This is a genomic window from Ureibacillus sp. MALMAid1270, from assembly GCF_049202975.1.
GTDB lineage: Bacteria > Bacillota > Bacilli > Bacillales_A > Planococcaceae > Ureibacillus.
Window position 1 is genome coordinate 1 of record NZ_JBMIRP010000050.1, and the last position, 25,163, is coordinate 25,163.

Below are 25,163 nucleotides of genomic sequence, written 5' to 3' on the forward strand. Positions count from 1 at the left end.
AGCCAGTACATCCATGTACAAGTGAAGTGATAATGGCAAAGAGGTCACACCCGTTCCCATACCGAACACGGAAGTTAAGCTCTTTAGCGCCGATGGTAGTTGGGGGCTTCCCCCTGTGAGAGTAGGACGTCGCTTCGCAAAAATGACACCGCTGATAACCAGTGGTGTTTTTTTATGCCCAACTACCATGAAAACCGAAGGTTCGGCGCGTCTGAAAAAAAATGATTTAAATACCAAAAAACCAACGGTAGTATTCATAACCGTTGGTTTTTTGTTTAAAGATTCGCCATTTAAATAAAAGAGCCAGTACGTTATAAGTACTTTGCATATTTACATTTTAAAAAATAAATGTTAAGCCAATGTAAAGGAATTGTAAATATTTGGTTAAGTTGCACGTTAATATAGACAAAACTTATATATAAATTACTAGAACTCCAATGCTTTTCTTATATCACTAATATAAGATTGACTAACAGGTAGCTCTATATTGTTTTTTAGAACAATAATAAAATTTGATGTGATATCTTTCGTTATCTTTTTTACAAAATATATATTTAGAATATAAGATCGGTGAATTCTAACAAAATAATCTGGTAGTTTTGTTTGAAGTTCCTTTAAAGTAAAACTTGATATATATTGATCATCATTTGAGTAAAACCAAGTTCGCTTTTGCAAACTTTCGAAATGTGAAATCTCTTCAATTGGTATAGGAGTCCAATCCTCATTTTGTTTTCCTGTAATAAATTTATTTAATTCGCGTTTATCTGGAATAGAAGTTGATGAGAGAATAATAATTAATGCAGCTTCATGCTGGTCAATGTATATGGGGTAGCCGATAGTATAATAAGGTTTGTCAAATAAGGAATTCTCCAAGGATATTTCAATTTTTGTTCTAGTTTTAAGTACTTTTGCAGCAACACTTTCTTTATCCACTTCATCTCCAACCTCTACTTGTAATGGATGGATTCCTTTTGAAATGTAAACGTAAATATTATCCACAGCAATTGCTATGGATGAACCACTTGGAATCCAGTCCTTAAGAATCGTCTTAAATTGTTCAAGTTCATCTTTTGAAAGCTTTAGATCATTCATTTCCATTAACCAATCCCCTTTTGTATTTTTAGACTCATTTTAAATCAATAAATATTCATCCTTTAAAAATTCGAGTTCATCCTAAAATTTGGGTATTTCGTCAAAAAATAATGCAAACAATCTTGTTCTGTTATATATTAATTTACAACAAATACACCTGTTATGGAACAGAATTTTGAATTTTTTATATATTAATAGAGTGTATTGAAAAATTACGGAAGGTGTGAATTTTTACATGTCTACAAGACAGGAAAGAATTGAGGCTATTAAAAAAGATTGGGCAGAAAATCCAAGATGGAAGGGGATTACTCGCCCTTATAGTCCAGAAGAAGTGGTTAAACTACAAGGATCTTTCGTACAAGAACAAACACTAGCAAAACGTGGTGCTACAAAACTTTGGAAGTCATTACATGAAGAGGATTTTGTAAATGCACTTGGAGCTTTAACTGGAAACCAAGCAGTTCAACAAGTAAAAGCAGGATTACAGGCTATTTACTTATCTGGATGGCAAGTTGCAGCAGATGCAAATCTTTCTGGCCAAATGTATCCAGACCAGTCTTTATATCCAGCAAATTCAGTTCCAGCGGTTGTAAAACGTATTAATCAAGCACTACAAAGAGCTGATCAAATCGATCATGCAGAAGGTAGAGATGATGGTTTTGACTGGTTTGCTCCAATTGTTGCTGATGCAGAGGCAGGTTTCGGTGGTCCGTTAAACGTATTTGAACTTGTTAAAGCAATGATTGAAGCTGGTGCAGCTGGAGTGCATTTAGAAGATCAACTTGCCTCAGAGAAAAAATGTGGCCACCTGGGTGGTAAAGTATTACTACCTACACAAAATGCAGTACGTAACTTAGTTGCTGCACGTCTTGCGATGGATGTAATGGGAGTTGAAACACTATTAATCGCACGTACTGACGCTGATGCTGCAGATATGGTTACAAGTGATATTGACCCACGTGATGCAGAGTTCATTACTGGAGAGCGTACAACAGAAGGATTCTTCCGTACGAAAGCTGGAATAAAACAAGCGATTGCTCGTGGTTTAGCGTACGCTCCTTACGCAGATTTAATCTGGTGTGAGACTTCAACTCCTTCACTAGAAGAAGCACGCGAATTTGCAGAAGGTATTCATGCACAATTCCCAGGTAAAATGTTAGCCTATAACTGTTCACCATCATTTAACTGGAAAGCAAAACTTTCTGATAAAGAAATTGCTGAATTCCAACGTGAAATTGCAAAGTTAGGATATAAATTCCAATTTGTAACTTTAGCTGGATTCCATTCATTGAATTATTCAATGTTTGAACTAGCTCATGATTACAAAGATAACGGAATGGCTGCTTATTCTAAATTACAACAAGCTGAATTTGCTGCGGAATCTAAAGGTTATACTGCAACAAAACATCAGCGTGAAGTTGGTACAGGATACTTTGATGAAGTTTCTCAAACAATCTCTGGTGGTACTTCATCTACAACAGCAATGGCTGGTTCTACTGAGACTGCTCAATTCGTATAATTATTGTCTTATTAAATAGTGACTCGGGTGGTAAATGGTTTGATTAACTAGCAATGTTTAGCATTGTTAGTTAATCCATCGAGGGTCATTGTGTAATTCATTTAAAGGTGGGGTTACTTCCAAATGGAACAAGCAATTTCTGAAAAGTTAAAGATTGTAGGAGAGCTTTCTGCGGAAGCAAAAGAAATATTAACACCAGAGGCGCTTGAGTTTATCCTTTTGCTTCATGAAAAATTTAATACTCGACGGATCGAATTGTTAAAAAGAAGACAAGAGCGTCAACAGAGGTTAGATGCTGGAGAGAAGCTTGATTTCCTTCAAGAGACTAAAGAAATACGTGAAGGTAATTGGACTATTGCTCCATTACCAGAAGATTTGAAGGATCGTAGAGTTGAGATTACAGGTCCAGCAGTAGACCGTAAAATGGTTATTAACGCTCTAAATTCAGGAGCAAAAATGTTTATGGCTTGCTTTGAAGATGCATCTACTCCGACTTGGGATAATATGATAGCAGGTCAAATCAATATGCGTGATTCTATAAGACGAACAATTCAATTTACTCAGCCAGGAACGGGTAAAGAATATTCATTAAAAGAAAATCCGGCAGTTTTACTGGTTCGACCACGTGGACTTCATTTACTTGAGAAAAATATTCTTGTTGATAATGAGCCAATGTCAGGAAGTTTCTTTGATTTTGGATTATATTTCTTCCACAATGCAAAGGAAGCGTTATCAAAAGGCACAGGTCCTTATTTTTACTTACCTAAATTAGAAAGTCATCTTGAGGCGCGTTTATGGAATGATGTGTTTATATTTGCTCAAGATTATGTTGGTATTCCACAAGGTACCATTAAAGCAACTGTTTTAATTGAAACGATACTAGCTGCTTTCGAGATGGATGAAATCCTATATGAATTAAAAGAACATTCAGCTGGCCTAAATTGCGGTCGTTGGGACTATATATTTAGCTTTATTAAACGTTTAAGAAATCAACCAGATGTGATTTTACCTGATCGTGGTCAAGTAACAATGACTGTTCCATTTATGAGAGCTTATACATCTTTATGTATTCAAACATGCCATAAACGAAATGCACCTGCTATTGGTGGGATGGCAGCTCAAATCCCAGTAAAAGATGACCCAGCTGCAAATGAAATTGCCTTTGAAAAAGTTCGTGAAGATAAACGACGAGAGGCAACAGATGGTCATGATGGAACATGGGTAGCTCACCCTGGTTTAGTATCAGTAGCAATGGAACAATTTGATGCCGTTATGAAAACCCCGAACCAAATTGACAAAAAACGTGAAGATGTTGTAGTTACTGCAGAGGACCTTGTAGCAGTTCCAGAGGGGACGATTACAGAAGAAGGGCTTCGTATCAATGCAAGTGTAGGAGTACAGTATATTGCGTCATGGTTACGTGGTAATGGTGCAGCTCCGATCAACAACTTAATGGAAGATGCTGCAACTGCGGAAATCTCTAGAACACAAGTATGGCAATGGATTCGCCATGATAAAGGAATTCTAGTAGATGGTCGAAAGGTAACATTGGAATTAGTCTTACAAATTCTTGAAGAAGAACTTGAAGTTATTAAAAACACAGTTGGAGAGCAATTTTATCAGAACGGTAAATACGAAGAAGCTGCTAAACTATTTAAACAATTAATTGAGCAAGATGATTTCATTGAATTTTTAACACTACCAGGTTACGAAATGCTTAGCTAGTTTTATAAGCAAGGAGTTACAGTGAGGAGTCTTACAAGTCCAATCGACATGTAAGATTCCTTTCATTTAGAAAGAGACGGTTTTGTTGAATTGTGAATAGGGCATGGTAATTTAATACCAATTTTGTTTTATAACCCCTTAAAATGATGTAAAAAAAGGGATTAGTACATATCGTGTAGAAGCTATAGGAACAAAACATACAAGGGGGATATTTATGAAAAATCAAGAACTTTTATTAGTACCAGGACCAACACCTGTAGTAGATGCAATTTATGATGCATTATCAAGTGAGACTAGAGGACATACAGATCCACGCTTTGTTGAAGTGTTTAAAAATGCTTTGCTGCAAACGAAAGAGTTATTAAAAACAGATGGGGAAGTCTTTGTTGTTGCTGGGTCAGGTACATTAGCGATGGAAATGGCTATTGTGAATACAGTTGGTAGGGGGGAAAAACTTCTTGTTATTAGCCACGGTTATTTTGGAGATCGCTTCTTGCCGCTTGCAAAAGCCTTCGGAATTGAGGTAGATGTATTACAAGCAGAGTGGGGTAAACAAGTTGATTTAACACTTGTTGAACAAAAATTAGCTGAAACTCAATATAAAGCAGTAACAATTACTCATGCGGATACTTCAACTGGTGTTGTATCAGATTTAGAGCAACTAGTTCCACTTATTAAGCAATCTGGAGCTCTAGTCATCCTTGATGGTGTAGTTGCGACTGCAGCATTAGATGAAAACATGAGTAAATCCTATGGTCATCCTGACAATAAAATCGATATCGTTTTAACAGGTTCACAAAAAGCAATTGGAGTACCACCGGGTCTTGCGATTATTGCATTTAATCAAACTGCTCTTGAAGCTCGGAATGAGTTAGGAGTAATACCAGCATACTATAGCGATATTCATAACTGGTTACCTATTATGAAAGACCCTTCTAAATACTTTGCTACACCACCGGTAAATATGATTTATGCATATAATGAAGCATTGAAAATTGTATTGGAAGAAGGAATTGAACAGAGAGAAAAACGTCATGTTGCCTTCGGACGAGCTGTTCGTTCTGCATTAAAAACATATGGTATGACACCATTAGCTGCAGAAGAAGTCGCTGCACCAACGTTAAGTTGCCTATCATATCCTGAAGGTATAGATGATATTTCGTTCCGAACAAATCTTTCTAAAAGAGGAATTATTGTAGCAGGTGCATTAGCACACTTAGCAGGAAAGGCATTCCGCATAGGTCATATGGGCAATACGACAGCTAGTATGCTGGAACATGCTGTTCGAGAAATTGGTGAAGTATTACAAGAGCTTGGAAAACAAGTGAATATTGACGAAGCAATAAACAAATTTAAAGAAGAACTTGCTTTATTTGTAAACTAATTTACTATTCTATTTAACTTAAGAATACCTAATATATTTCTCCCTACTGGTTTTGTTAATAACAAAGGCTAGTGGGGATTTTTGTGTTTAATCGAATAGACAGTAAATGTAAAATATGTATTAGCTTTCTGAACATATATTAAAAGAGTTATGTTAGACTAAGAATAGAATTAAGATTTAGCTACATTCAACATATGCTTGAAATTTTACAAAAAAAAATCGTCATTTATAATGCACTACATCTAAGAGCACTTCCTCTGTATGACTACTCTTTTCTGTAGCGCTTTTCATTCCTTGGGAAATTATTTTCATAGAATTAAACTTGTTGATGAAAGATAGAAAAATTTACTTCTGTAGAAAATTTTCGGAGGTAAATATGAATATAAAGAAGAATAGTTAGAGATACCTAAGTATGAGGTGTTCTTATGTTAAAGAAAATAACTTTCATAGTAATATTACTAGTATTAATAAAACCGGCTTATGATTACGGTCCTAAGATTTGGGGAGAAGTAAATAACTTTTTAAATAATCATTCGAATGAAATTACCGACGCAACGAACGAAATAATTACGGTCGTTTCGGACGGAGTAAATAATATTGCTTCCAACATATCCAATGGTACTAATAAAGTGATTACTACAGCTGCAACCGATTCTACTTTACCAAATGAGGTTCAAAGTGTTGAAGAGTTAGCCGATGCATTTTATTACTACTTTAGCAATTGGGTAACAGAATTTGAAATTCATTATAAAGGTAGTACGAGTGATATTGAAAGTATTATTGAACGTGCAGTCAATGATGCTAAAATTCGAAATCAATATATTGAAGGGCATCTTTCTGATCGGAAAATTGAATATGAATATGGGGTAATGGATGCAAAAATTAAAGTGTACCAACAATATTTAACGAATCCTGAGCAGGAGTTAATTGTTGATGCAGAAGTATTAGAGATTCTTTCCTCGGTAAACCCACAGAATATGACAGATTTTCAAAAAGTAAAGTTTGTAAACGACTATATTGTCAAAAATACATCTTACAGTGAAGACACGGAAGCAAGTCCACATAGTGCATGCGCGGTTGTTAGTGAAGGTAAAGGAGTTTGCCAAGGATATGCCTTACTTGCTCTGAAGTTATTACAGGGATTAGGTGTCGAAGCAAAATATGTTGTCGGTGAGGTATATACTGGTGGGCATGCTTGGAATTTAGTAAAAGTAGATGGGGAATGGTACCATTTAGACACGACTTGGAATGATCCTGTTCCAGATCGGGAAAATACAGTGAGTTATAAATACTTTTTAATGAACGATACACAAATGAGGCTTGATCATACTTGGATTCAATCAAATTATCCAGAAGCTAAAAGTACAAAATATACTTTCATGAAACAAGTTGACCATGCATATGAGCTAAATGGTTATATGTATTATAGTAATATAGAAGATAATCATCTGCTGTATCGAGTTAATTTAGACACTGGCATAAGTGAGAAAGTAACAGATAGTCGAGCACAATACATTGTGGGATATGAAGATTGGTTATATTTTAGTAATTACTCTAAAGGTGCTTATTTATCCAAAATACGTACAAATGGAACTGATGAATCCACTCTGTATCAGACAGAGGTTAAAAATTTATTTATAGAAGATGGCTATTTATTCTTTACTACACCTGATGGGTTAAAGAAAATGTCCATTCAATAAAAAAACTGCATCCACTAAAAAAGTGGCTGCAGTTTTTTAATTTAATTCAGTTATGGCACGATTTACAATATATTCAATAGGTTGTTTGTGACATAGCTCAAAAGATAAATTTGGATACGCTTCCAACATCTCCTGTATAAATACATTTCGGATATAAGGATGATTTTGAAGAATCCCACCATTTAAATAAATTGTAAATGGCTCTTCAAAAACATTTATTTTTCTTAGAACAGTAGAAGCTAGCCTCGAAAGTTCTGAGGCAGCGCGGTTTGCGATATCAATTGCTGTTTCATCTCTTAGTGATACCGCTTGGCATAAAATTGAGCTAATACTCGCTACTTGCGCGTTTGTATATTCAGGACGATAAAGCCAGGAAAGCATTTCTTCCATGTGATCGACCTGTAGTTTCTCATATAATAATTTCTTAAGAGCGGTTTGTTTATTCGTACGCCCATCTTCAAATTGTACTACTGCACGAATAATCTCTTGACCAATCCAATAGCCACTTCCTTCATCCGCAGCGCGGTGCCCCCAGCCTCCAGTACGAACAATATTCCCGTTACGATCGATTGCATAGGCTATCGATCCTGTTCCTGATAAAATTAATGCACCTGGGTTTCCGCTTGTAATACCTATTAAAGTTGAATGTACATCATTTTCAACAATAACAGTTTGAGTTTCAAAAGGGACATTTTGAAAACAATTGTCAATAATAGCTTTTACGATAGATAAGTCGTATTTCGTATCAATTCCTGCCATTGCAAATGCTGCAATATCAATTCTTTCAAAAGGAACTGCTTGATACGCATCTAGTAATAAATCTGTGATGACGCGTTCTACTTTATTTGCACCGATTGCATGGTAGTTGGACCCGGTAGAAGTTTTTTCAAATAATGTATCTCCATTATCCGAATAGATGACAAGTGTTGTTTTAGTTGCTCCTCCATCTACTGCAAGTACAAATCGTGAATTTTCCATTTACATATTCCAACCTTCTAAATATGTTAACAATTGTTGTTCACCGTTCTTTAAACGATTCTCTTTATCTATTAACCAATTTTCAAGAAGTGGGCTTACAGCATTTGCTTGAAGAATGGATTTACGCATTGTGGCTGGGGAAGGACCACCGTATAGAGAACGAATTGCAACAAAATGTTCTGGTTTTAATGCTTGGTAGAATGACTCCTTCGAAATACGTAGAGGTTTTCCAATCAATTTCAATGCTTTTTCATTGGCTAGTTCATAAGTTAACTTTTCAAGCGATTCTTCTTTTCCTTCTATTAATGTTCGAACACAACTACTTACAATGTAATGCGATTGTCTAAAAGAGATCTCTTCTGTACGTACAAGAGTATCTGCCAATTCAGTCACATTGGCAAAACTTTCTTTGGCACGCTTTAACAGTTGATCTTTATTTACCTCCATTGTCACAACAATATTTCCAAAAAGTTGATAAATACCTCGTAAACGCTCAATCGCACGCCATAAGTATGGTTGCATGTCATCTTCTGTATCGACAATATCACCAAAAGGTGTGTTATGAATCATTTGTAATACGGTTTGAGCATCCCCAACAACTGATGATAGTAAAGAACGGGTATGTTCAATTGAAACCGGATTTCTTTTTTGAGGCATGATAGAGCTCACTTGTACATAAGGACTTGCTAGTTTAAAGGCGTTAAACTCTTGAGTTGCCCACTGTAAAAAATCTTGTGAAGTACGGCCTAAATTTAAAGCAGCAAGCTGAATCACACCTGCAAGTTCCCCAATATAATCTGCTCCAGCCACTGCATCCCATGAATTTTCAATAATATCTTCAAATACTAGAAGTTCAGCCATTCTTTGACGATTAATATTAAAACCAGTAGTTGTTAGGGCAGCAGCACCCATACTACTTTGATTAATAGTGCTATAAGCAGCTTGTAAGCGATAGAAATCTCGTGTTAATTGATCAATGACTCCCTTTATATAGTGAGCCAGTGTAGTAGGTTGAGCTTGCTGTGTATGTGTATATCCGAGCATGATGGTTTCAACATGTTCTTCAGCAAATACTAATAAAGAAGAACGAAGTGTCAGCAACTCTTTCATAAGTTGCAACAGTTTTTTTCGTAAAGTCATTCGATATATAGCGATTCCCATGTCGTTTCGACTTCTACCAATATGCAAATTCCCAGCTACATCACCAGCAAGCTCTATTAACTTATTTTCAATGCGGAAAAATAAGTCTTCAAATTTTGGATTATAATCTCTTTTTTGATAGTAATCTAAATCTACCTTTTTAAGTGCCTGACCAATTTTTTTTGCATCTTCTTTTGAGACCAATTGCTGTTCTTCTAGCATTTTCAAATGGGCAATATGAATTTGCATCATTGAGTGGAGGAAATGTTTTTTTGCTTCCTCGTATGCAGGTTGCAATACCATTTGACGATAACTATTAGAAGGAAAACTATTTCCTTCAATTTCAAAAACTTTACTTTTATAATCTTGGAATGTCATAAAGTCTCCTCCGTAAGTTCTCAATAAATATATGATAAGCTTACAATACAATGAGTTTCATATTAAATCGACAATTTTTTACAGAAGATTAAAAATTTTATCCAAAATAAAAAATCAGCCTAAACATATTAAATGTTAGACTGAAGTTTTCTTTTGGGCTAATACAGTTGGCAATACCATTCCAACTATAACTAATACAATTCCGATAACTTGCAAAATAGTTAATGTTTCGCGCAGAACAAGTACGGAGGCAATGATTGCAACAGGTAACTCCATGGCACTTAAAATAGATGTAAGACCTCCACCAACTTTTGGGGCAGCAATAGAAAACAATACAATAGGTAAAATAATACCGAAAACTCCTAGTGTAAGCCCAAAAAATAATAACTCTGTACCAAATAATTGTCCGTTCCAAATAATTTCTGGCGATGAAAATAAGCTGATGATGACTAAAGCTACAAATGACATAATTAAAGTCCTCGAAATCGTTGTAACTCCTTCTACTGGACGTGAGTTGAATTGTATAAAAATTGCAAAGCTTAGCGCGGAGGCTAATCCGAAAGCCCAACCTTGCCAAGCAATTGTAGATAAATCTACATCAATAATACCTGCAGCAAGTATTGTTCCTATAAATAAAAAGATAAGTGATATCGTCTCTGAACGACTAGGTAATCTTTTTCTTAAAAAACAATCAATGAACATACCGATCCAAGTAAATTGGAATAGTAAAACGACTGCAAGGGAAGCTGGTAAATAATTTAACGATTGGTTATATACTATACCAGTTGTACCAGTACATACCCCAGCTAAAACAATGAAAAGTAACCCCGTTCGATTTAACTTAGGTAATTTTCTTTGAGTGATTAAAAATAATATTAATGCTAATAAAAATCCGATTGCATATTGGCTAGCAGTTGCTTCGGCAGAAGTATATCCACGATTCATGGCTACTTTAACTATTGTTGAGAGTATTCCATAGCTACTAGATGCTATAATAATTAATAACGGATAAACTAAATTGAATTTCATGTTGTAAAACCACACTTCTTATAATTTTTTCACCATATGATGGAAAGGTTCATCTATGATTGTCCAAGGTTCTGTCACGACAAATCCAACTCTTTCATATAAACTTATTGCACTAAACTTTTCGGTTTCAACATTTAATGAAAGCTTGTAAAAACCATTTTGTTTTGCAATTTCTTCAGCAAACTGTAATAGTATCGTACCAATGCCAAGACCTCGACACGATTCATGTACACAAATAGTATCTACATAAAACTCATCTAAATGTGCTTCAGGGTCGATTTGTATGATTGGTGAATTTTTTTGTTCTAGCCATTTTTTTAAATTTGTATCCATATTTAACCCATCGATTCCGCTATATAAAACTAGAATCCCTAATACATTTTGAGGTTGATTTTCTTTCACAGCTACATATGTATTTAAGTAAGAATGGCGATTATCTTCTCTACAGAACAGAGCTTCTAATTGCTCTAACACTTTGTTTACATCTGATTCACCAGTTAAACGATTTGCAATTTCTCCAATTGCTTCGTAGATTAGTGATACTACTTGGCTTGCATCATCTTTTTTTGCTTTTCGAATAACGATTGACATGTATCATCACATCCTCCCTTGAGAAGTATAACAAATTAATGAACAAAATTTAGATTTTAGAAAGTTTGAATAATATGAAATTTTTATTGTGAAATAGCTATATGTTAATCTATAAGTATTAACTTTTCGGAGGTTTACAGCTTATGCTTCGTTCAAATAAAGATTTTGTTCTCGTTTATGGAGATGCATTTGTTGATTATATAGCAGATGATATTACGAATACATCGTTTACGAAATATTTAGGAGGAGCAACAATTAATGTTGCTGCTGGTATTAGTAGAATTGGTGCACCTTCTGCACTTATTACGATAACAGGTGATGATGAAACATCGGAATTTGTTAGGTCGGAGTTAAAAAAAGAAGGAGTGAATATGGATTACGCTATTTTTGATCCTGCAAAAAGGGTAAGCGGGGTTTATGTTCATCTAACAGAAGCTTGTGAACGTATATTTAAAGATTATGTCGATGAAACACCTGATTTACAAGTAACATCAAACCAATTGAATGAAGAAGCATTCCAAAGAGCATCTGTTTTTAACATTTGTTCAGGAACTATGTTTCACCCAACTGCACTAGAAACTACGCGTAAAGGTGTTGAACTCGCTAAGAAGCATGGGGTGATTATAGCAATTGATGCGAATATTCGTCCATTACGTTGGAGTGATGCGCATACTTGTCGTGAAACAATTAGTTCCTTTTTCGAATCAGCACAAATTTTAAAATTAGCTGATGAAGAGCTATTCTTCCTAACGGAGACTGATAATTTACAAAGTGGATTAGAGGCACTAAAAGATTTAAATATTCCAATCATCTTAGTAACTGTTGGTGCAAATGGTACATATGCGGTAATGAATGGTGAAGTTACACATGTTCCAACAAAGAAAATCGATCCAGTAGATACTACTGGGGCAGGGGATGCCTTTATGGCAGGGGTATTACGTTATGCTCATTATCATGGACTACCAACAAATCAAGAGGAACTTGTGAAATGTGTAAGTTTTGCAAACCTACTTGGTGCCTATGCTTCTACAAAAGCTGGTGCCTTAACTGCATTACCATACTACGATGAAATTAAATCGTTACTATAAAATAAAAGACAATTTATAACCCAATATGGTTATGAATTGTCTTTTTCTTTGCGATTAACTTAGTTTCAAGCATATTAACCGCCACCACTGCCACTTACAGTATTTCCGTTTTTTAAACTGATATAAAGTGAACCATTTTCAAGAATTTGTGCAAAATAAACGTCTTCAATATTATTAACATTTTTCTTTTTTAATTTGTGGTGTAACCATTCTTCTGTGAGGTTTAATTGAATTAAATTCTTCATAACAATTTTTCCATCAGAAATAAGTTCTGTCGGCATATATTTTGGGAGTGTACAGTCTGCTTTCACATCCTGTTTAGTTGCAGCACTTTTTGCTGGTTTTTTTAAAACACTTAGCTCTCCATTTGTTTCAAAAACGGCATATAAGACTTCGTCAAACGAAAAAACCCCTTGTTCTCTAAGCAACATAGATAATTCATCAGTATGCAGTCTCGCTTTTTTCATACCGTTTTTTATTATTGTACCATTTTGGATTAATATAGTAGGTCGATCGTCAATTAAAACTCTAGCTGTCGATGATTTAAGGGAAATATAACTCATAAGTAAAGTTAATAGTGCCCACCATATTAAAGAAACAAAGCCATCCCAAAAAGGTGATTTTACTTGCGTTGATATTTCTGCAGCAATTGAACCGATAGTTATTCCAGTGATGTAATGGAAAAAGGTTAATTGACTCAATTGTTTTTTTCCTATAATTCTTGCTAAGACAAGAATTGTGAAAAATGATAGTGTTGAGCGAAAAATCATTTCCCAAATGTTTAATTCTTGAAATCCACTCATTCTGTCATCTCCTTCTATTGCTATTAGATTGAGCAAATGAAGGACAAAGTATTACTCTTAACTTTATTAGGCAATAAAAAAGGAAATTCACGTTCATGTGAACTTCCATAAAATTAAACTTAATATTGGAAATATTTTTTAATCATATACCTTACCCAATGACATTCTGGCTCTTTTTCTAGAATAGATAACATTCCAATAATAATCGCCTTACGTGGGTGTTCTAGATGAATTTGCTCTTCAAGAATGCAGAGTGTATCTTTCAATACATCATCTTGAATAAGAACTAATAATTTTTGTAGTTCTTCTAAGATTAAATCCTTTGTAATGACAGATTGCCGATTTGGTTGATTTGCGACCATTTCTTTCGTGAAAAATGCCTTTTTCCCATGCTTCGCTATAATCTCTATTTTCTCCACAATACTATCCGTTAACTTTTCTAAATCATACTGATTTACGTTCTTTACGATTAAATCACCATAGCTTGCTAACAAACCTTTTACTATTACGATTAAATCGTATTGTAGATCAGCTGCATTTTCAGGGTACAGTTCAGAAATAATATCTAATAATAATTTATTATTTAAATCATCGTAGTACGCCATTTTCTCAATGAAAGATTCATCGATAATATGTTGCTCTTTCATAAAAACTGTCGCAAAATCGCCATATTTTTGTAAAACATTAAAAATCTCTATAAAGTAAGCAGCTAGTTTATCTTGAGTAGTTTGTTGTTTACTGACCGATAGTTCAATGTTCGAAGTTACGTTCTTAACAAAGTAATCAATAATGGCAATGATTAGCTCATCCTTGGACTTGAATGAGAGATAAAAAGCACCCTTTGAAATGCCACAATGTTCGGTTATTTGTTGTACTGAAGTCGCATCAATACCCTTCTTTGAAAATAATTCTATAGCGGCTTCCATGATTAGTTGCTTTTTTAACATAGTAAATCTCCTTATAGATTAATTGACAAATGACCGATTAGTCACTATTATAGGATTTGGAGTTTGGAGTGTCAAGAAAGGGTAGGTGTGAATGTGAAATCATTAGTAAACTTTGTCCTGAAAAATAAATTAGCTGTATGGTTACTTACACTAATTATTGCAGGTTCGGGTATTTACTCTGCGACAAAAATGAAGATGGAGTCAATTCCTAATATTTCAATTCCATATTTAATTGTAGTAGGTGTGTATCCTGGTGCTACACCTGAGCAGGTTATGGATGAATTGTCGATCCCGTTTGAAAAAGCGGTTGAGTTATTAGAAGATGTTAAAGCTGTTTATTCTACTTCATCATCTAACGTATCCCAGGTTCAAATAGAATACGAATATGGTGTGGATATGGATGAAAAAAAGAGACAGCTAGAATCCGCACTTGATAATGTAACATTACCTGAAGGGGTAGAAGAGCCAACAATTATGGCAATCAGTATGAACATGATGCCAGTAGTTGCTTTATCGGTTAGTAGTACAGAAGAAGATATTGTTGAACTTACTTCAACAGTTGAAGATATAATTTTACCAAAAATCGAAAAAATCGATGGTGTTGCTTCTGCAACAATCAATGGACAGCATATTGAACAAATTACACTTGAATATGATGAAGAAAAAATGGCCGCTCTTGGCTTAACAGAAGATTCAGTGAAACAAATGGTTCAAGCAAGTGATTTAGCTCTTTCATTAGGGTTATATGAATTTACTGTTGGTGAACAGGCGGTATCTGTAGATGGAAAAGTAAAATCTATAGATGAATTAAAAGAATTATTAATTCCTGTCACACCATCTGAAACAAATCCTGTTCCATTCGTACGTTTAGGTGATATTGCAACTATTGAAGTAGAAGGTAAAGTTCAATCCGTTTCTCGTACAAATGGTGAAGACGCAATTTCAATTCAAATCGTAAAAGGTCAAGAAGCAAATACGGTTGAAGTTGTAAATGCAGTGAAAGATTTAATTGAAGAAGAAGAAAAAGCAATCGACGGGCTAGTTGTTGATATTTCACTAGACCAAGGTGAACCAATCGAAGAATCAGTATTCTCAATGGTTGAAAAAGCTGTATTCGGTGGTTTAATTGCTGTCATTATTATTTTACTATTCTTACGTGATTTCAAATCAACAGTAATCTCAATTATTTCAATCCCCGTTTCAATTTTAATGGCACTATTATTATTAAACTGGTTAGATATTACATTAAATATTATGACGCTTGGTGCGATTACAATTGCAATCGGTCGTGTAATTGACGACTCTATCGTTGTTGTTGAAAACATCTATCGTCGAATTCACTTAAAACAAGAGAAGTTGAATGGTCGTGCTTTAATACGTGAAGCAACGATTGAAATGTTTAAACCAATCCTTTCTTCAACATTAGTTACTGTTGCTGTATTCGCACCATTACTATTTGTTGGTGGTATGGTTGGAGAACTATTCATGCCATTTGCGTTAACTATGGCATTTGCATTAGGTGCATCACTAGTTGTTGCGATTACAATCGTACCTGTTTTATCACACACATTATTCCGCAAAAAATTGTATGGTGAGAAAACGGAAAAACAACATAAAGAAGTCGGTAAACTTGCTAAGTGGTATCGTGGTGTTCTAGAAAAAGCACTTAACCACAAAATTATTACATCTACAATTGCTATTTTATTATTAGTTGGTTCGTTTGCATTAACTCCACTAATTGGATTTAGTTTCTTAGGTTCTTCAGAAGAAAAGGTAATGTATTTAACATATACACCTGCTGCTGGAGAGTTAATCGATGAAACATTAGAAAACGTTGAAGAAGTAGAACAAGAATTATTAAAACGTGATGATATTGATATTCTACAATTATCAGTTACGACGGAAGCTAATAGTACAGATATGGCCTCAATTATGACTGGCGGAGGCGGCGGTGGTGCATTAATGTACCTAATCTTCGATGATGAAATGGAAGATTTCCCAGCTGCACGTAAAGAGGTAGAAGAGTATGTCTTTAATATTGAGCAATCTGGAGAATGGAAATCTCAAAACTTTGCTGCTATGTCAATGGGTAGCTCAAATGAAGTAAGTTACACATTATATAGTGAAGATTTAGATGATTTAAGAGATGCAGTTAAACAAGTAGAGTCTGCTTTACTTGATGTTGATGGTTTAGAAGATGTAACTTCTGACTATGAAGACCCTTATGTTGAGCATGTTTTAAAAGTAGATCAACAAAATGTTCTTCAATATGGTTTAACTACAGCTCAAATTGTTATGGCGTTAGCAACGAATGATACAAAAGAAGTATTAACTACTGTTGAAAACGATGGAGAAGATTTAAATGTAGTGATTAAGCGTGAAGAAAGAGCAGCTGCTACTTCTTTAGACGATGTATTAGATACAGAAATTAAAACAACTTTAGGTACTACATTGACAATTGGTGATCTTGTAGAAGTAGAAGAAGGTACAACATTGAACGCTTTAGCACGTTCTGAAGGACAATACTACGCTTCTGTAACAGGTACAATCACAGACAAAGATATTTCAAAAGCTACTGCTGTAGCAGATGAAAAAGTAAATGATTTAGACCTACCAAAAGGTGTAACAACTGGTATTAGTGGTGTTGCTGCAGATATGCAAGAAACATTTACACAATTAGGTGTTGCAATGGCTGCTGCGGTTGCGATTGTATACTTCATCTTGGTTGTAACATTTGGAGAAGGTTTAGCACCATTTGCTATTCTATTCTCATTACCATTTACAGTAATTGGTGCATTCTTAGGATTGTTTATTACTGGTCAAACGATTTCAGTAATGGTAATGATGGGTATGCTTATGTTAATTGGTATCGTTGTTACGAATGCGATCGTGTTGGTTGACCGTATAATCCATATGGAACGTGATGGTATGGAAATGCGTGAGGCGATATTAGAAGCAGGAGCAACTCGTTTACGTCCGATTTTAATGACTGCTATTGCAACAATAGGAGCAATGATTCCTATGGCAATAATGGATAGTGGTGGCTTAATTTCTAAGGATATTGCAATCACTGTAATCGGTGGTTTATTATCTTCTACATTATTAACATTAGTTGTCGTTCCAATTGTTTACGAAATTTTATCAAAAATGTTTAAAAAGAAACGTAACGAAATAGAAGACAATTAATTAACAAGAAAGCAGTCCAAACGTCGTTTTCTAATGAACGGCATTGGGCTGCTTTTTCTTTTTTATATTAATAAAATAATACACCCCAATTTCAGTTCTATTTAAACTAAATTTGGGGTGTTTATATTTCGGAATAATTTATTAGTGACTTTTGTTTTCAAATAATGGTTGAATGGCATATGGATTAACAACATAACCTTCTTTGACAGTAACTTCGTTCATTTTATGTTCAAATGGAAACTTAAAAATACCATTATCAAAATCAGTTCCGATTTCTTTGAAGAAGATACCCTCCAAATGCTCGCGCTTTGGACAAGTAAAAGTAATTTTGTAATTATCTTCGTCTCTTATAATATATGCACGAACACCTTTTTCAAAATTCCCATTGTCATTATCTACTGATTGTCTTTTAACAGAAACGATATGGAAGTCTACAAATGGTACTTCTTTTAGTAATACATTTAAAAATGATCCTTTTGTAATCTCTTCCCATCTACTTTGAGCGCTTTGACCGACAATAATTTGAGTAATGTTATATTCACGTGCTACTTCCGCAATTACTTTTTGAATAGGTCTTTTCTCATTATCGCGTACGATAAATTTTTCAACATTAAGTTCTTGGCTAAGTTCAGTCCATTTTTCAATATAACCCGATTTTTCAACATCAAAGGCGTCAAGTGGGTTTGAATCAACAGTTAAAATATATAGTGGACAGTCTAATAGTGATGCTAGTTTATGTCCTCTACGAATTAGACGCTCTCCATTTAGTCCATAATACACGCAGACAAGAATACTTTCATCCGATCTTTTGATACTACCCATCTTTATACACCTCAAAGTATTAATATTCTCTAAAAGTATTTTCAAACCTAACTAAGCAATAATGTGAAGAAAAAAGAAAAATGTATGCTATTTATGTGCATCGATGTTTTACTTATTGTATACTTTTAATTGTTAGATTTATTGTGTTTTTGTGAAAATTAATAAAAATTTTATTTTAAGAGAATAATACATAGATTAATAAATTTATTAAGTGTTAAATCCTCTTTATGACACACTATTATGAATCGAGTTTAGTATTAAGTCAAGAGAAGGGTAGGTTTTAGGCGAATTAATAATCTTCCTTCAGAAGAATCTCCCACACCTATAATTGTTAATTCATAACTACGTATTATATTTTTATGGGGTACACACCATATTATATATAAGTAATTCACTAAGTCTACTAGCCATTTAAATTTTGAATAGCTTTTCGTAGATCTATTGGAGTGCCTTGGTGAAAGAGTTTAAATGACCAACATATTGTTGTTCTGAACCTCCAACTATTAGGACAGGTTCTTATAGGGAATAGTGGAAGTTAGTCTACGTGCTTCATATTGTACGACAATAGGCTAATACCTGCAATCATGCGGGACTAAACCGATGAAAATCTTGGTTCATGTTTTACTAAGTCGAATATTTTGACAAGGTAAATACTATTATGGAGGATTTGATTTATAGGAGGTTTAGCTTGTGCCAATTGAATTTGTCATCATTTTACTCCCGTTTCTAGTAGCAACACTCATTCCGGTTTTCCACAGGTTTTTGAGTAAGAATGTTATTGGTTGGGTAGTATTTATTATTCCGTTAAGTCTTTTCATCATATTAACTACATTTATCCCTCGTATATCGAATGGCGAGACGTTTTCAAATACATATGAGTGGATTCCCTCGTTTAATATTAATTTCACAACTTATTTAGATGGCTTAAGTTTAATATTCAGTTTGTTAATTACAGGTATTGGAACTTTAGTTGTATTTTATTCTAATTTTTACTTATCAAAAAAAGAGTCATTACGCCATTTTTATTGTTATTTGTTATTGTTCATGGGTGCGATGCTCGGTGTTGTTTTCTCCGATAATTTAATGGTGTTATATGCATTTTGGGAGTTAACGAGTGTATCTTCATTCTTATTAATTGCATTTTGGCATCATCGTAAAGCTTCAAGAGCTGGTGCAAGAAAATCAATGACGATCACAGTATCTGGCGGAATTGCCATGTTGGCTGGCTTTTTAATGCTCTACACAATGTCTGGAACATTGAGTATTAGAGAAATCTTAGGAAATCTTGGGGCTATTAGTGAGCATGATTTATTTATCCCTGCATTGGTTCTAGTGCTTTTAGGTGCATTTACAAAGTCTGCACAATTCCCATTCCACATTTGGTTGCCAGATGCAATGGAGGCACCTACGCCTGTTAGTGCGTATTTACACTCAGCTACTATGGTTAAAGCGGGCATATATGTAGTTGCACGATTTACACCAATCTTTGGTGGCGAGAGCACTTGGTTCTGGTTAATTACTGGGGTAGGTTTAATTACTTTGTTCTGGGGTTCTTTTAATGCAGTTAAACAAACCGATTTAAAAGCGATTTTAGCCTTTTCTACAGTTAGTCAACTAGGTTTAATCATGAGTTTACTGGGAATTGGTTCAGTTGCATTATATTTCGGTTATTCAACAGAATCTGTTCTTTATACACAGGCGACGTTTGCTGCATTGTTCCATCTTATCAATCATTCAACATTTAAAGGTGCTTTGTTCATGATGGTCGGTATTGTTGACCATGAGGTTGGGACACGTGATATTAGACGTTTAGGTGGACTTATGTCATTTATGCCGGTCACTTTTACAATTGCTCTAATTGGTTCCTTTTCTATGGCCGGGTTACCACCTTTTAATGGATTCTTAAGTAAAGAAATGTTTTTTACAGCAGCTATTAATATTAGTAACTTGGATATTTTTTCATTGGATAGTTTAGGTGTGTTCATCCCAATTATTGCTTGGATCGCTAGTATCTTTACATTTGTTTATTGTTTAATCGTTGTCGGCCGTACATTTACAGGTAAAGTGAAACCAGACATCAAGGAAAGAGGATTGCATGAAGCGCCATTTGGAATGTTAGTGTCTCCACTTATTTTAGTAGCCTTAGTGATATTAATTTTCTTCTTCCCAAATGTTATAGGAAATTATTTAATAAAACCTGCAATGACTAGTGTCTACCCAACATTCCCTGTTGAAGAGATGACACCACGTATTTATGCGTGGCATGGGTTTAATTTGGAGTTATGGATGACGATTGGCGTCGTCATTTTGGGGATTGTCTTATATAAACTAATGAAATATTGGACTCGAGTTTATAAATGGATTCCACAAAGATTGACATTAAATTCAATGTACGAAGGTTTTATTACTACAGGTGAAAATCTTTCGGGTAATATTACGAAACGATATATGAATGGTAATTTAACGAGCTATTTTGTTTATATATATGTTTTCTTTGTTGCAATTGTAGCGGTTTATTTTATAGGTTCCGGGGCGTTAGATTGGGATCTTTCAAAAGGGGCGAAAGCAGAACATTATGAATTAATTCTTGTGTTTGTCATGATGTTTGCCTCAATTTCCCTTATTTTTGCAAAATCAAGGATATCAACAGTCTTTATCAATGGTGTATTAGGTTATAGTGTTGGATTCTTTTTCATTACTTTCCGTGCACCAGATTTAGCTTTAACTCAGCTTGTTGTTGAATCAGTTACAACAGCATTGTTCTTAATTTGTTTTAAATTCTTGCCTAAGATTAAAAAAGAGACTGGTACAAGAATGTGGAAAGTTTCAAAAGGAGTAATTTCAATATTCGTAGGGGCAACGGTAACCATTGTCGGGCTAGCTGTTGTTAACTATGACAAGTTCGCTACGATTTCTACTTACTTTGACGATGCTTATAATCTTGCCGGTGGAAAAAATATAGTGAATACGATTTTAGGAGATTTCCGTGCATTTGATACGATGCTAGAAGTAGTTGTTCTCTTTATTGCGGGCTTAGGAATTTATTCCCTCATTAAGTTGAAATCAAGAGAGGGGGATACCAAAGTTGAAAAAAGTGAATGATGTCATACTACGTACAGTTATTAAAGGCGTTGTTTTAATTATTTTAACTCTTGGCGTCTATTTATTCTTCTCGGGACATAATGCGCCAGGTGGAGGTTTTATCGGGGGTCTTGTATTAGGATCTGCAATTGTTTTACTATACATCACTTATGATATTGAGACCATTCAAAAGAAGATGCCTTTTGATTTTAAAAAGGTAGCCGCTTTGGGGGTTCTTTTAGCAACAGGAACTGCAATTGGTTCTCTCTATTTTAATGTTCCTTTTTTATCTCAAACAGATGGGTATTTTAATATTCCGATATTAGGTGAAAAACACTTATCAACAGTGACAATTTTTGAAGCGGGTGTAGCTTTAACGGTCATTGGGACGCTTGTCACGATAATCTTAAGTATTAGTGAGGATGATTAAAAATGGAATCTTTAATGGTTGTTTTAGTAGGTGTTCTCACTACTGTGGGGACATATTTAATCCTCTCACGCAATATGATACGAATTATTTTAGGATCGGCAGTTTTATCTCACGCGGTTCACTTGCTTATTTTAACAGTAGGTGGGTTAAAAACAGGAGATGTACCATTACTTAATCATTCAGATGGTCCATTTACAGATGCTTTACCACAAGCCTTAATATTAACTGCAATTGTAATTAGCTTTGCAACAACAGCATTCCTATTAGTTTTGGCATACAGAGTCTATAAGACGAATGGAACGGATGATGTTTCGGAACTGAGAGGTACGCTAGATGAGTAATATTATTGTTTTACCTCTAATCATACCTATAATTACAGCAGTTATTCTTGTGTTTTTGCGTGAAAAAAAAATATTACAGCGAATCATTACACTTATTACAATGATTTTTGTTATAGGAGTCTCCATAACACTTCTTCTGATTGTTCAATCAGAAGGTATTATGCGACTTGACTTTAGTGGATGGCTACCACCCTTTGGTATTTTATTCGTAGCTGACTCGTTTTCGATGTTATTGGTCAGTGCTGCAAATATTGTGGCGGTCATCTGTTTGATATATGCGTTTTCTACAATAGGGTATAGGCATGAACATATGTATTTTTACCCGTTCGTTCTATTATTAATTGCGGGAGTTAATGGATCGTTTTTAACTGGAGATATTTTTAACCTATTTGTATGTTTTGAGGTAATGCTATTTGCTTCTTACGTATTGATAGCGTTAGGTGGAGAAAAAATTCAACTAAGAGAATCTTTTAAATATGTCTTGATTAACGTATTAACGTCATGGATTTTCCTTGTTGCACTTGCTTTTTTATATGGAACAGTTAAGACATTAAATATGGCTCATATAGCACAAAGAGTAATGGAAGTGGGTCAAGATCCACTAATTACGACAGTAGCCATTTTGTTTTTAATCGTTTTTAGTATTAAAGCGGGATTATTATTATTCTTTTGGTTACCTGGTTCGTATGTTGTACCTCCTACAGCTGTACAAGCATTGTTTGCGGCATTATTAACAAAAGTGGGAGTTTATGCACTTATTCGAACGTTTACTTTAATGTTCCCATTAAACCAAGAAGTTACCCACACATTAATTGGAGTTATGGCGGGAATTACAATTATCGCAGGTTGTATGGGAGCTCTATCAGGAAAAGATGTTTATACAATTGCAACGTATAACGTCATTATTGGTGTAGGGTTTATCTTAATAGGATTGGCTGTTGGAACAGAGACGGCTATTTCCGGTGCAATCTATTATTTAATTCATGACATGGCAGCTAAAGGATTATTGTTCCTTTTAGTTGGTACAATGGTTTACCTGACTGGTGAGACAGTAGTTAAACGGATGAGTGGACTCATTCAATATTATCCATTGTTTGGATGGATGTTCTTTATCGTTTTATTAGCTTTAACAGGGGTTCCTCCGTTAAGCGGCTTTGTTGGGAAAATATTAATTGGACAAGGTGCCATTGAAGCAGGATCACTTGTATTACTCGGAATAGGTTTTGCTTCAAGTATTATCGTATTATACTCCCTTTTAAGAATTTTCTTAGCCTCATTCTTTGGAGAAACAACAGTAAGTGAGGAAGATAAAAAGCCGATTCCAAAAGGTGTTATGTTATCGTTTATTTTACTAACGATTTCGATTGTCTATATAGGTGTAGGTGCTGAATCCCTTTCAGTTTATGTACAAGATGCCGCCCGTACACTGATGAATCCATCCATCTATATTGAAGCAATTTTAGGGGAGGGAATGTAGTGTTTGGTCAATTCATACTAAATCTATTTATAGCACTTCTATGGCTGCTACTAGTTGATGAACATATCCCTGAACTAACAACATTCTTTACAGGATTTGTTGTTGGGATTGGTATTTTGTACGTTATGCACCGTTTTTTCGGTACGAAATTTTATTTACGAAGAGTTTTTAAAGTTATTGTATTGATTTTTATTTTTGTTCGAGAAATTTTAAGCTCAAGCTATGTCATTATGAAACAAATCTTAACTCCTAAACTGAAGATTACACCTGGTATCTTTAAATATAAAACGAAGTTAAGAGGAGATTGGGAGATTACCGCTCTAGCACTTTTATTAACTTTGACTCCTGGATCAGTTGTAATGGAGGTTTCAGAAAACGGGGAAGAGTTTTACATTCATGCAATGGATTTAGACGAAGCTTATGATGCATTAATTCGATCGATTGAAAATTTTGAGAAGGCAATTATGGAGGTGACACGATAATGAAAGAAACAATTCTTTTTATAGCTTTAGCATTATTTATGTTGGCTATTTTCTTAATTTTATATCGCGTTATCGTCGGCCCATCAATGCCTGATCGAGCGATTGCATTAGATACTATTGGAGTAAATTTTATATCGGCTATTGCCATCGTTTCAATAGTTTTATCGACAACGGCTTATCTAGAGGCAATTCTAATTTTAGGGATACTAGCCTTTATCGGTACTATTGCCTTTTCAAAATATATTGAAAGGGGCGATATTATTGAGCGGAAACGAGATAATTGAATGGATTGGTATATTTCTAATCCTATTCGGTGCTATTTTTAGTGTCATAAGTGCAATAGGATTAGTTCGTTTACCCGATGTTTATACACGCACTCACGCTGCCTCAAAAAGCTCTACATTGGCTGTATTGTTATGTTTACTAGGAACATTTCTTTACTTTTGGTCGCATGATGGATATGTCAGCGTTCGATTAATATTAGGGATTATTTTCGTATTTATAACTGCCCCAGTTTCCGGTCACTTAATTTGCCGAGCAGCCTATCGCTCACGTGTCCCACTTGCGGAAGGATCTGGAGTGGATGAATTGAAGCCGTTATTATTCGGTGCGGATGAGGATGTAGTATTAACCGATGATATTGCCGTGGTTACAAAGGATATTGTGGATAACGAGAAAAACGAAAAATAAGATATCCACAAAATACGAACACTCACTTTTAATAAGTGGGTGTTTTTTTAGTTTGTGGATAAAAATTTGGATTTTTGGCAGGAAAACGACAAATTGATATGTGGAAAATTGATAGGTTTGAGGATAAGGTTGTGGAGAATGTTAAGAATAATTTTTTGAATGGTGAGATTGTGGATAAGGTTTTTGTGAGGGTGATTGGAGATTGATCTATTACTGGAAAAATTAACTCCAAATAAAGGAGTTTTCGTTTTATAATAGATGAAGGAAGAATAAATGAGAA

21 protein-coding genes and 1 rRNA gene are annotated in these 25,163 nt (G+C 34.6%); 14 read left to right on the forward strand and 8 right to left on the reverse strand.

The window, feature by feature from the left end:
- Positions 1 to 22 precede the first annotated feature (22 nt).
- Positions 23 to 138: ribosomal RNA gene (rrf, locus tag ACOQFO_RS05965) — 5S ribosomal RNA — on the forward strand.
- 288 nt (positions 139 to 426) lie between these two features.
- On the opposite strand, the gene ACOQFO_RS05970 is transcribed toward rrf, so the two are convergent.
- Positions 427 to 1,098 (reverse strand): LytR/AlgR family response regulator transcription factor, encoded by a 672-nt coding sequence (locus ACOQFO_RS05970; protein WP_421688784.1) that lies wholly within the window; start codon positions 1,096 to 1,098, stop codon positions 427 to 429.
- A 229-nt stretch (positions 1,099 to 1,327) separates the two neighbouring features.
- Here ACOQFO_RS05970 and aceA point away from each other — a divergent pair, with 229 nt between their 5' ends.
- From aceA to ACOQFO_RS05990, 4 genes are all read left to right on the forward strand, one after another.
- Positions 1,328 to 2,611, forward strand: a complete 1,284-nt coding sequence (aceA, locus tag ACOQFO_RS05975) for an isocitrate lyase (protein WP_421688785.1) — start codon at positions 1,328 to 1,330, stop codon at positions 2,609 to 2,611.
- A 123-nt stretch (positions 2,612 to 2,734) separates the two neighbouring features.
- Positions 2,735 to 4,336 carry a malate synthase A gene (aceB, locus tag ACOQFO_RS05980; RefSeq protein WP_421688786.1) on the forward strand — a complete coding sequence of 534 codons (1,602 nt, stop codon included), beginning with the start codon at positions 2,735 to 2,737 and terminating at the stop codon, positions 4,334 to 4,336.
- A gap of 214 nt (positions 4,337 to 4,550) precedes the next feature.
- The gene (locus ACOQFO_RS05985) at positions 4,551 to 5,720 is read left to right on the forward strand and encodes a pyridoxal-phosphate-dependent aminotransferase family protein (protein WP_421688787.1); all 1,170 of its coding nucleotides are present in this window, start codon (positions 4,551 to 4,553) and stop codon (positions 5,718 to 5,720) included.
- A gap of 425 nt (positions 5,721 to 6,145) precedes the next feature.
- A complete protein-coding gene (locus ACOQFO_RS05990) occupies positions 6,146 to 7,420 on the forward strand; it encodes a transglutaminase domain-containing protein (RefSeq protein WP_421688788.1) in 1,275 nt (424 codons plus the stop codon).
- Positions 7,421 to 7,456: 36 nt separating this feature from the next.
- On the opposite strand, the gene ACOQFO_RS05995 is transcribed toward ACOQFO_RS05990, so the two are convergent.
- The 4 genes from ACOQFO_RS05995 to ACOQFO_RS06010 form a co-directional block, all read right to left on the reverse strand.
- Positions 7,457 to 8,398, reverse strand: coding sequence for an N-acetylglucosamine kinase (locus tag ACOQFO_RS05995; RefSeq protein WP_421688789.1), 942 nt, complete (start codon positions 8,396 to 8,398; stop codon positions 7,457 to 7,459).
- A complete protein-coding gene (gene argH / locus ACOQFO_RS06000) occupies positions 8,399 to 9,916 on the reverse strand; it encodes an argininosuccinate lyase (protein ID WP_421688790.1) in 1,518 nt (505 codons plus the stop codon).
- Positions 9,917 to 10,051: 135 nt separating this feature from the next.
- Positions 10,052 to 10,945: an EamA family transporter gene (locus ACOQFO_RS06005; RefSeq protein ID WP_421688791.1), complete on the reverse strand. Its 894-nt coding sequence runs from the start codon at positions 10,943 to 10,945 to the stop codon at positions 10,052 to 10,054.
- Between the two features lie 18 nt (positions 10,946 to 10,963).
- The gene (locus ACOQFO_RS06010; protein WP_421688792.1) at positions 10,964 to 11,536 is read right to left on the reverse strand and encodes a GNAT family N-acetyltransferase; all 573 of its coding nucleotides are present in this window, start codon (positions 11,534 to 11,536) and stop codon (positions 10,964 to 10,966) included.
- Positions 11,537 to 11,679: 143 nt separating this feature from the next.
- Here ACOQFO_RS06010 and ACOQFO_RS06015 point away from each other — a divergent pair, with 143 nt between their 5' ends.
- Entirely contained in the window at positions 11,680 to 12,624 is a 945-nt protein-coding gene (locus tag ACOQFO_RS06015) for a carbohydrate kinase family protein (protein ID WP_421688793.1), read from the forward strand.
- A 74-nt stretch (positions 12,625 to 12,698) separates the two neighbouring features.
- Here the strand turns inward: ACOQFO_RS06015 and ACOQFO_RS06020 are convergent, their stop codons facing one another.
- Both ACOQFO_RS06020 and ACOQFO_RS06025 read right to left on the reverse strand, forming a co-directional pair.
- The gene (locus ACOQFO_RS06020; protein ID WP_421688794.1) at positions 12,699 to 13,427 is read right to left on the reverse strand and encodes a YetF domain-containing protein; all 729 of its coding nucleotides are present in this window, start codon (positions 13,425 to 13,427) and stop codon (positions 12,699 to 12,701) included.
- Positions 13,428 to 13,546: 119 nt separating this feature from the next.
- Positions 13,547 to 14,374, reverse strand: coding sequence for a TetR/AcrR family transcriptional regulator (locus ACOQFO_RS06025; RefSeq protein ID WP_421688795.1), 828 nt, complete (start codon positions 14,372 to 14,374; stop codon positions 13,547 to 13,549).
- 93 nt (positions 14,375 to 14,467) lie between these two features.
- Here ACOQFO_RS06025 and ACOQFO_RS06030 point away from each other — a divergent pair, with 93 nt between their 5' ends.
- Positions 14,468 to 17,560, forward strand: coding sequence for an efflux RND transporter permease subunit (locus ACOQFO_RS06030; RefSeq protein WP_421688796.1), 3,093 nt, complete (start codon positions 14,468 to 14,470; stop codon positions 17,558 to 17,560).
- 141 nt (positions 17,561 to 17,701) lie between these two features.
- Here the strand turns inward: ACOQFO_RS06030 and ACOQFO_RS06035 are convergent, their stop codons facing one another.
- The gene (locus tag ACOQFO_RS06035) at positions 17,702 to 18,382 is read right to left on the reverse strand and encodes a histidine kinase (RefSeq protein WP_421688797.1); all 681 of its coding nucleotides are present in this window, start codon (positions 18,380 to 18,382) and stop codon (positions 17,702 to 17,704) included.
- Between the two features lie 690 nt (positions 18,383 to 19,072).
- On the opposite strand from ACOQFO_RS06035, the gene ACOQFO_RS06040 reads away from it, so the two are divergent.
- From ACOQFO_RS06040 to ACOQFO_RS06070, 7 genes are read left to right on the forward strand one after another with little or no spacing between them, the layout of a single operon-like run.
- Positions 19,073 to 21,484, forward strand: a complete 2,412-nt coding sequence (locus ACOQFO_RS06040) for a Na+/H+ antiporter subunit A (protein ID WP_421688798.1) — start codon at positions 19,073 to 19,075, stop codon at positions 21,482 to 21,484.
- Positions 21,468 to 21,893, forward strand: a complete 426-nt coding sequence (locus ACOQFO_RS06045; RefSeq protein WP_421688799.1) for a Na(+)/H(+) antiporter subunit B — start codon at positions 21,468 to 21,470, stop codon at positions 21,891 to 21,893. Before ACOQFO_RS06040 ends, ACOQFO_RS06045 begins: the two co-directional genes overlap by 17 nt.
- A 2-nt stretch (positions 21,894 to 21,895) precedes the next feature.
- Entirely contained in the window at positions 21,896 to 22,234 is a 339-nt protein-coding gene (locus tag ACOQFO_RS06050) for a Na(+)/H(+) antiporter subunit C (RefSeq protein WP_421688800.1), read from the forward strand.
- Complete coding sequence (locus ACOQFO_RS06055; protein WP_421688801.1) at positions 22,227 to 23,711, forward strand: Na+/H+ antiporter subunit D; 1,485 nt, start codon at positions 22,227 to 22,229, stop codon at positions 23,709 to 23,711. The genes ACOQFO_RS06050 and ACOQFO_RS06055 overlap by 8 nt, the downstream gene beginning before the upstream one ends.
- On the forward strand, positions 23,711 to 24,193 hold the full coding sequence (locus tag ACOQFO_RS06060; RefSeq protein ID WP_421688802.1) for a Na+/H+ antiporter subunit E: 483 nt from the start codon (positions 23,711 to 23,713) through the stop codon (positions 24,191 to 24,193). Before ACOQFO_RS06055 ends, ACOQFO_RS06060 begins: the two co-directional genes overlap by 1 nt.
- Positions 24,193 to 24,477 (forward strand): Na(+)/H(+) antiporter subunit F1, encoded by a 285-nt coding sequence (locus tag ACOQFO_RS06065; protein ID WP_421688803.1) that lies wholly within the window; start codon positions 24,193 to 24,195, stop codon positions 24,475 to 24,477. The genes ACOQFO_RS06060 and ACOQFO_RS06065 overlap by 1 nt, the downstream gene beginning before the upstream one ends.
- Positions 24,455 to 24,883: a Na+/H+ antiporter subunit G gene (locus ACOQFO_RS06070; protein ID WP_421688804.1), complete on the forward strand. Its 429-nt coding sequence runs from the start codon at positions 24,455 to 24,457 to the stop codon at positions 24,881 to 24,883. Before ACOQFO_RS06065 ends, ACOQFO_RS06070 begins: the two co-directional genes overlap by 23 nt.
- Positions 24,884 to 25,163: the final 280 nt, after the last annotated feature.

Coding starts and splice junctions, on each gene's coding strand:
- ACOQFO_RS05970 (WP_421688784.1), bottom strand. CDS start 1,098: ATGGAAATGAATGATCTAAAGCTTTCAAAAGATGAACTTGAACAATTT.
- aceA (WP_421688785.1), top strand. CDS start 1,328: ATGTCTACAAGACAGGAAAGAATTGAGGCTATTAAAAAAGATTGGGCA.
- aceB (WP_421688786.1), top strand. CDS start 2,735: ATGGAACAAGCAATTTCTGAAAAGTTAAAGATTGTAGGAGAGCTTTCT.
- ACOQFO_RS05985 (WP_421688787.1), top strand. CDS start 4,551: ATGAAAAATCAAGAACTTTTATTAGTACCAGGACCAACACCTGTAGTA.
- ACOQFO_RS05990 (WP_421688788.1), top strand. CDS start 6,146: ATGTTAAAGAAAATAACTTTCATAGTAATATTACTAGTATTAATAAAA.
- ACOQFO_RS05995 (WP_421688789.1), bottom strand. CDS start 8,398: ATGGAAAATTCACGATTTGTACTTGCAGTAGATGGAGGAGCAACTAAA.
- argH (WP_421688790.1), bottom strand. CDS start 9,916: ATGACATTCCAAGATTATAAAAGTAAAGTTTTTGAAATTGAAGGAAAT.
- ACOQFO_RS06005 (WP_421688791.1), bottom strand. CDS start 10,945: ATGAAATTCAATTTAGTTTATCCGTTATTAATTATTATAGCATCTAGT.
- ACOQFO_RS06010 (WP_421688792.1), bottom strand. CDS start 11,536: ATGTCAATCGTTATTCGAAAAGCAAAAAAAGATGATGCAAGCCAAGTA.
- ACOQFO_RS06015 (WP_421688793.1), top strand. CDS start 11,680: ATGCTTCGTTCAAATAAAGATTTTGTTCTCGTTTATGGAGATGCATTT.
- ACOQFO_RS06020 (WP_421688794.1), bottom strand. CDS start 13,427: ATGAGTGGATTTCAAGAATTAAACATTTGGGAAATGATTTTTCGCTCA.
- ACOQFO_RS06025 (WP_421688795.1), bottom strand. CDS start 14,374: ATGTTAAAAAAGCAACTAATCATGGAAGCCGCTATAGAATTATTTTCA.
- ACOQFO_RS06035 (WP_421688797.1), bottom strand. CDS start 18,382: ATGGGTAGTATCAAAAGATCGGATGAAAGTATTCTTGTCTGCGTGTAT.
- ACOQFO_RS06050 (WP_421688800.1), top strand. CDS start 21,896: ATGGAATCTTTAATGGTTGTTTTAGTAGGTGTTCTCACTACTGTGGGG.
- ACOQFO_RS06055 (WP_421688801.1), top strand. CDS start 22,227: ATGAGTAATATTATTGTTTTACCTCTAATCATACCTATAATTACAGCA.
- ACOQFO_RS06065 (WP_421688803.1), top strand. CDS start 24,193: ATGAAAGAAACAATTCTTTTTATAGCTTTAGCATTATTTATGTTGGCT.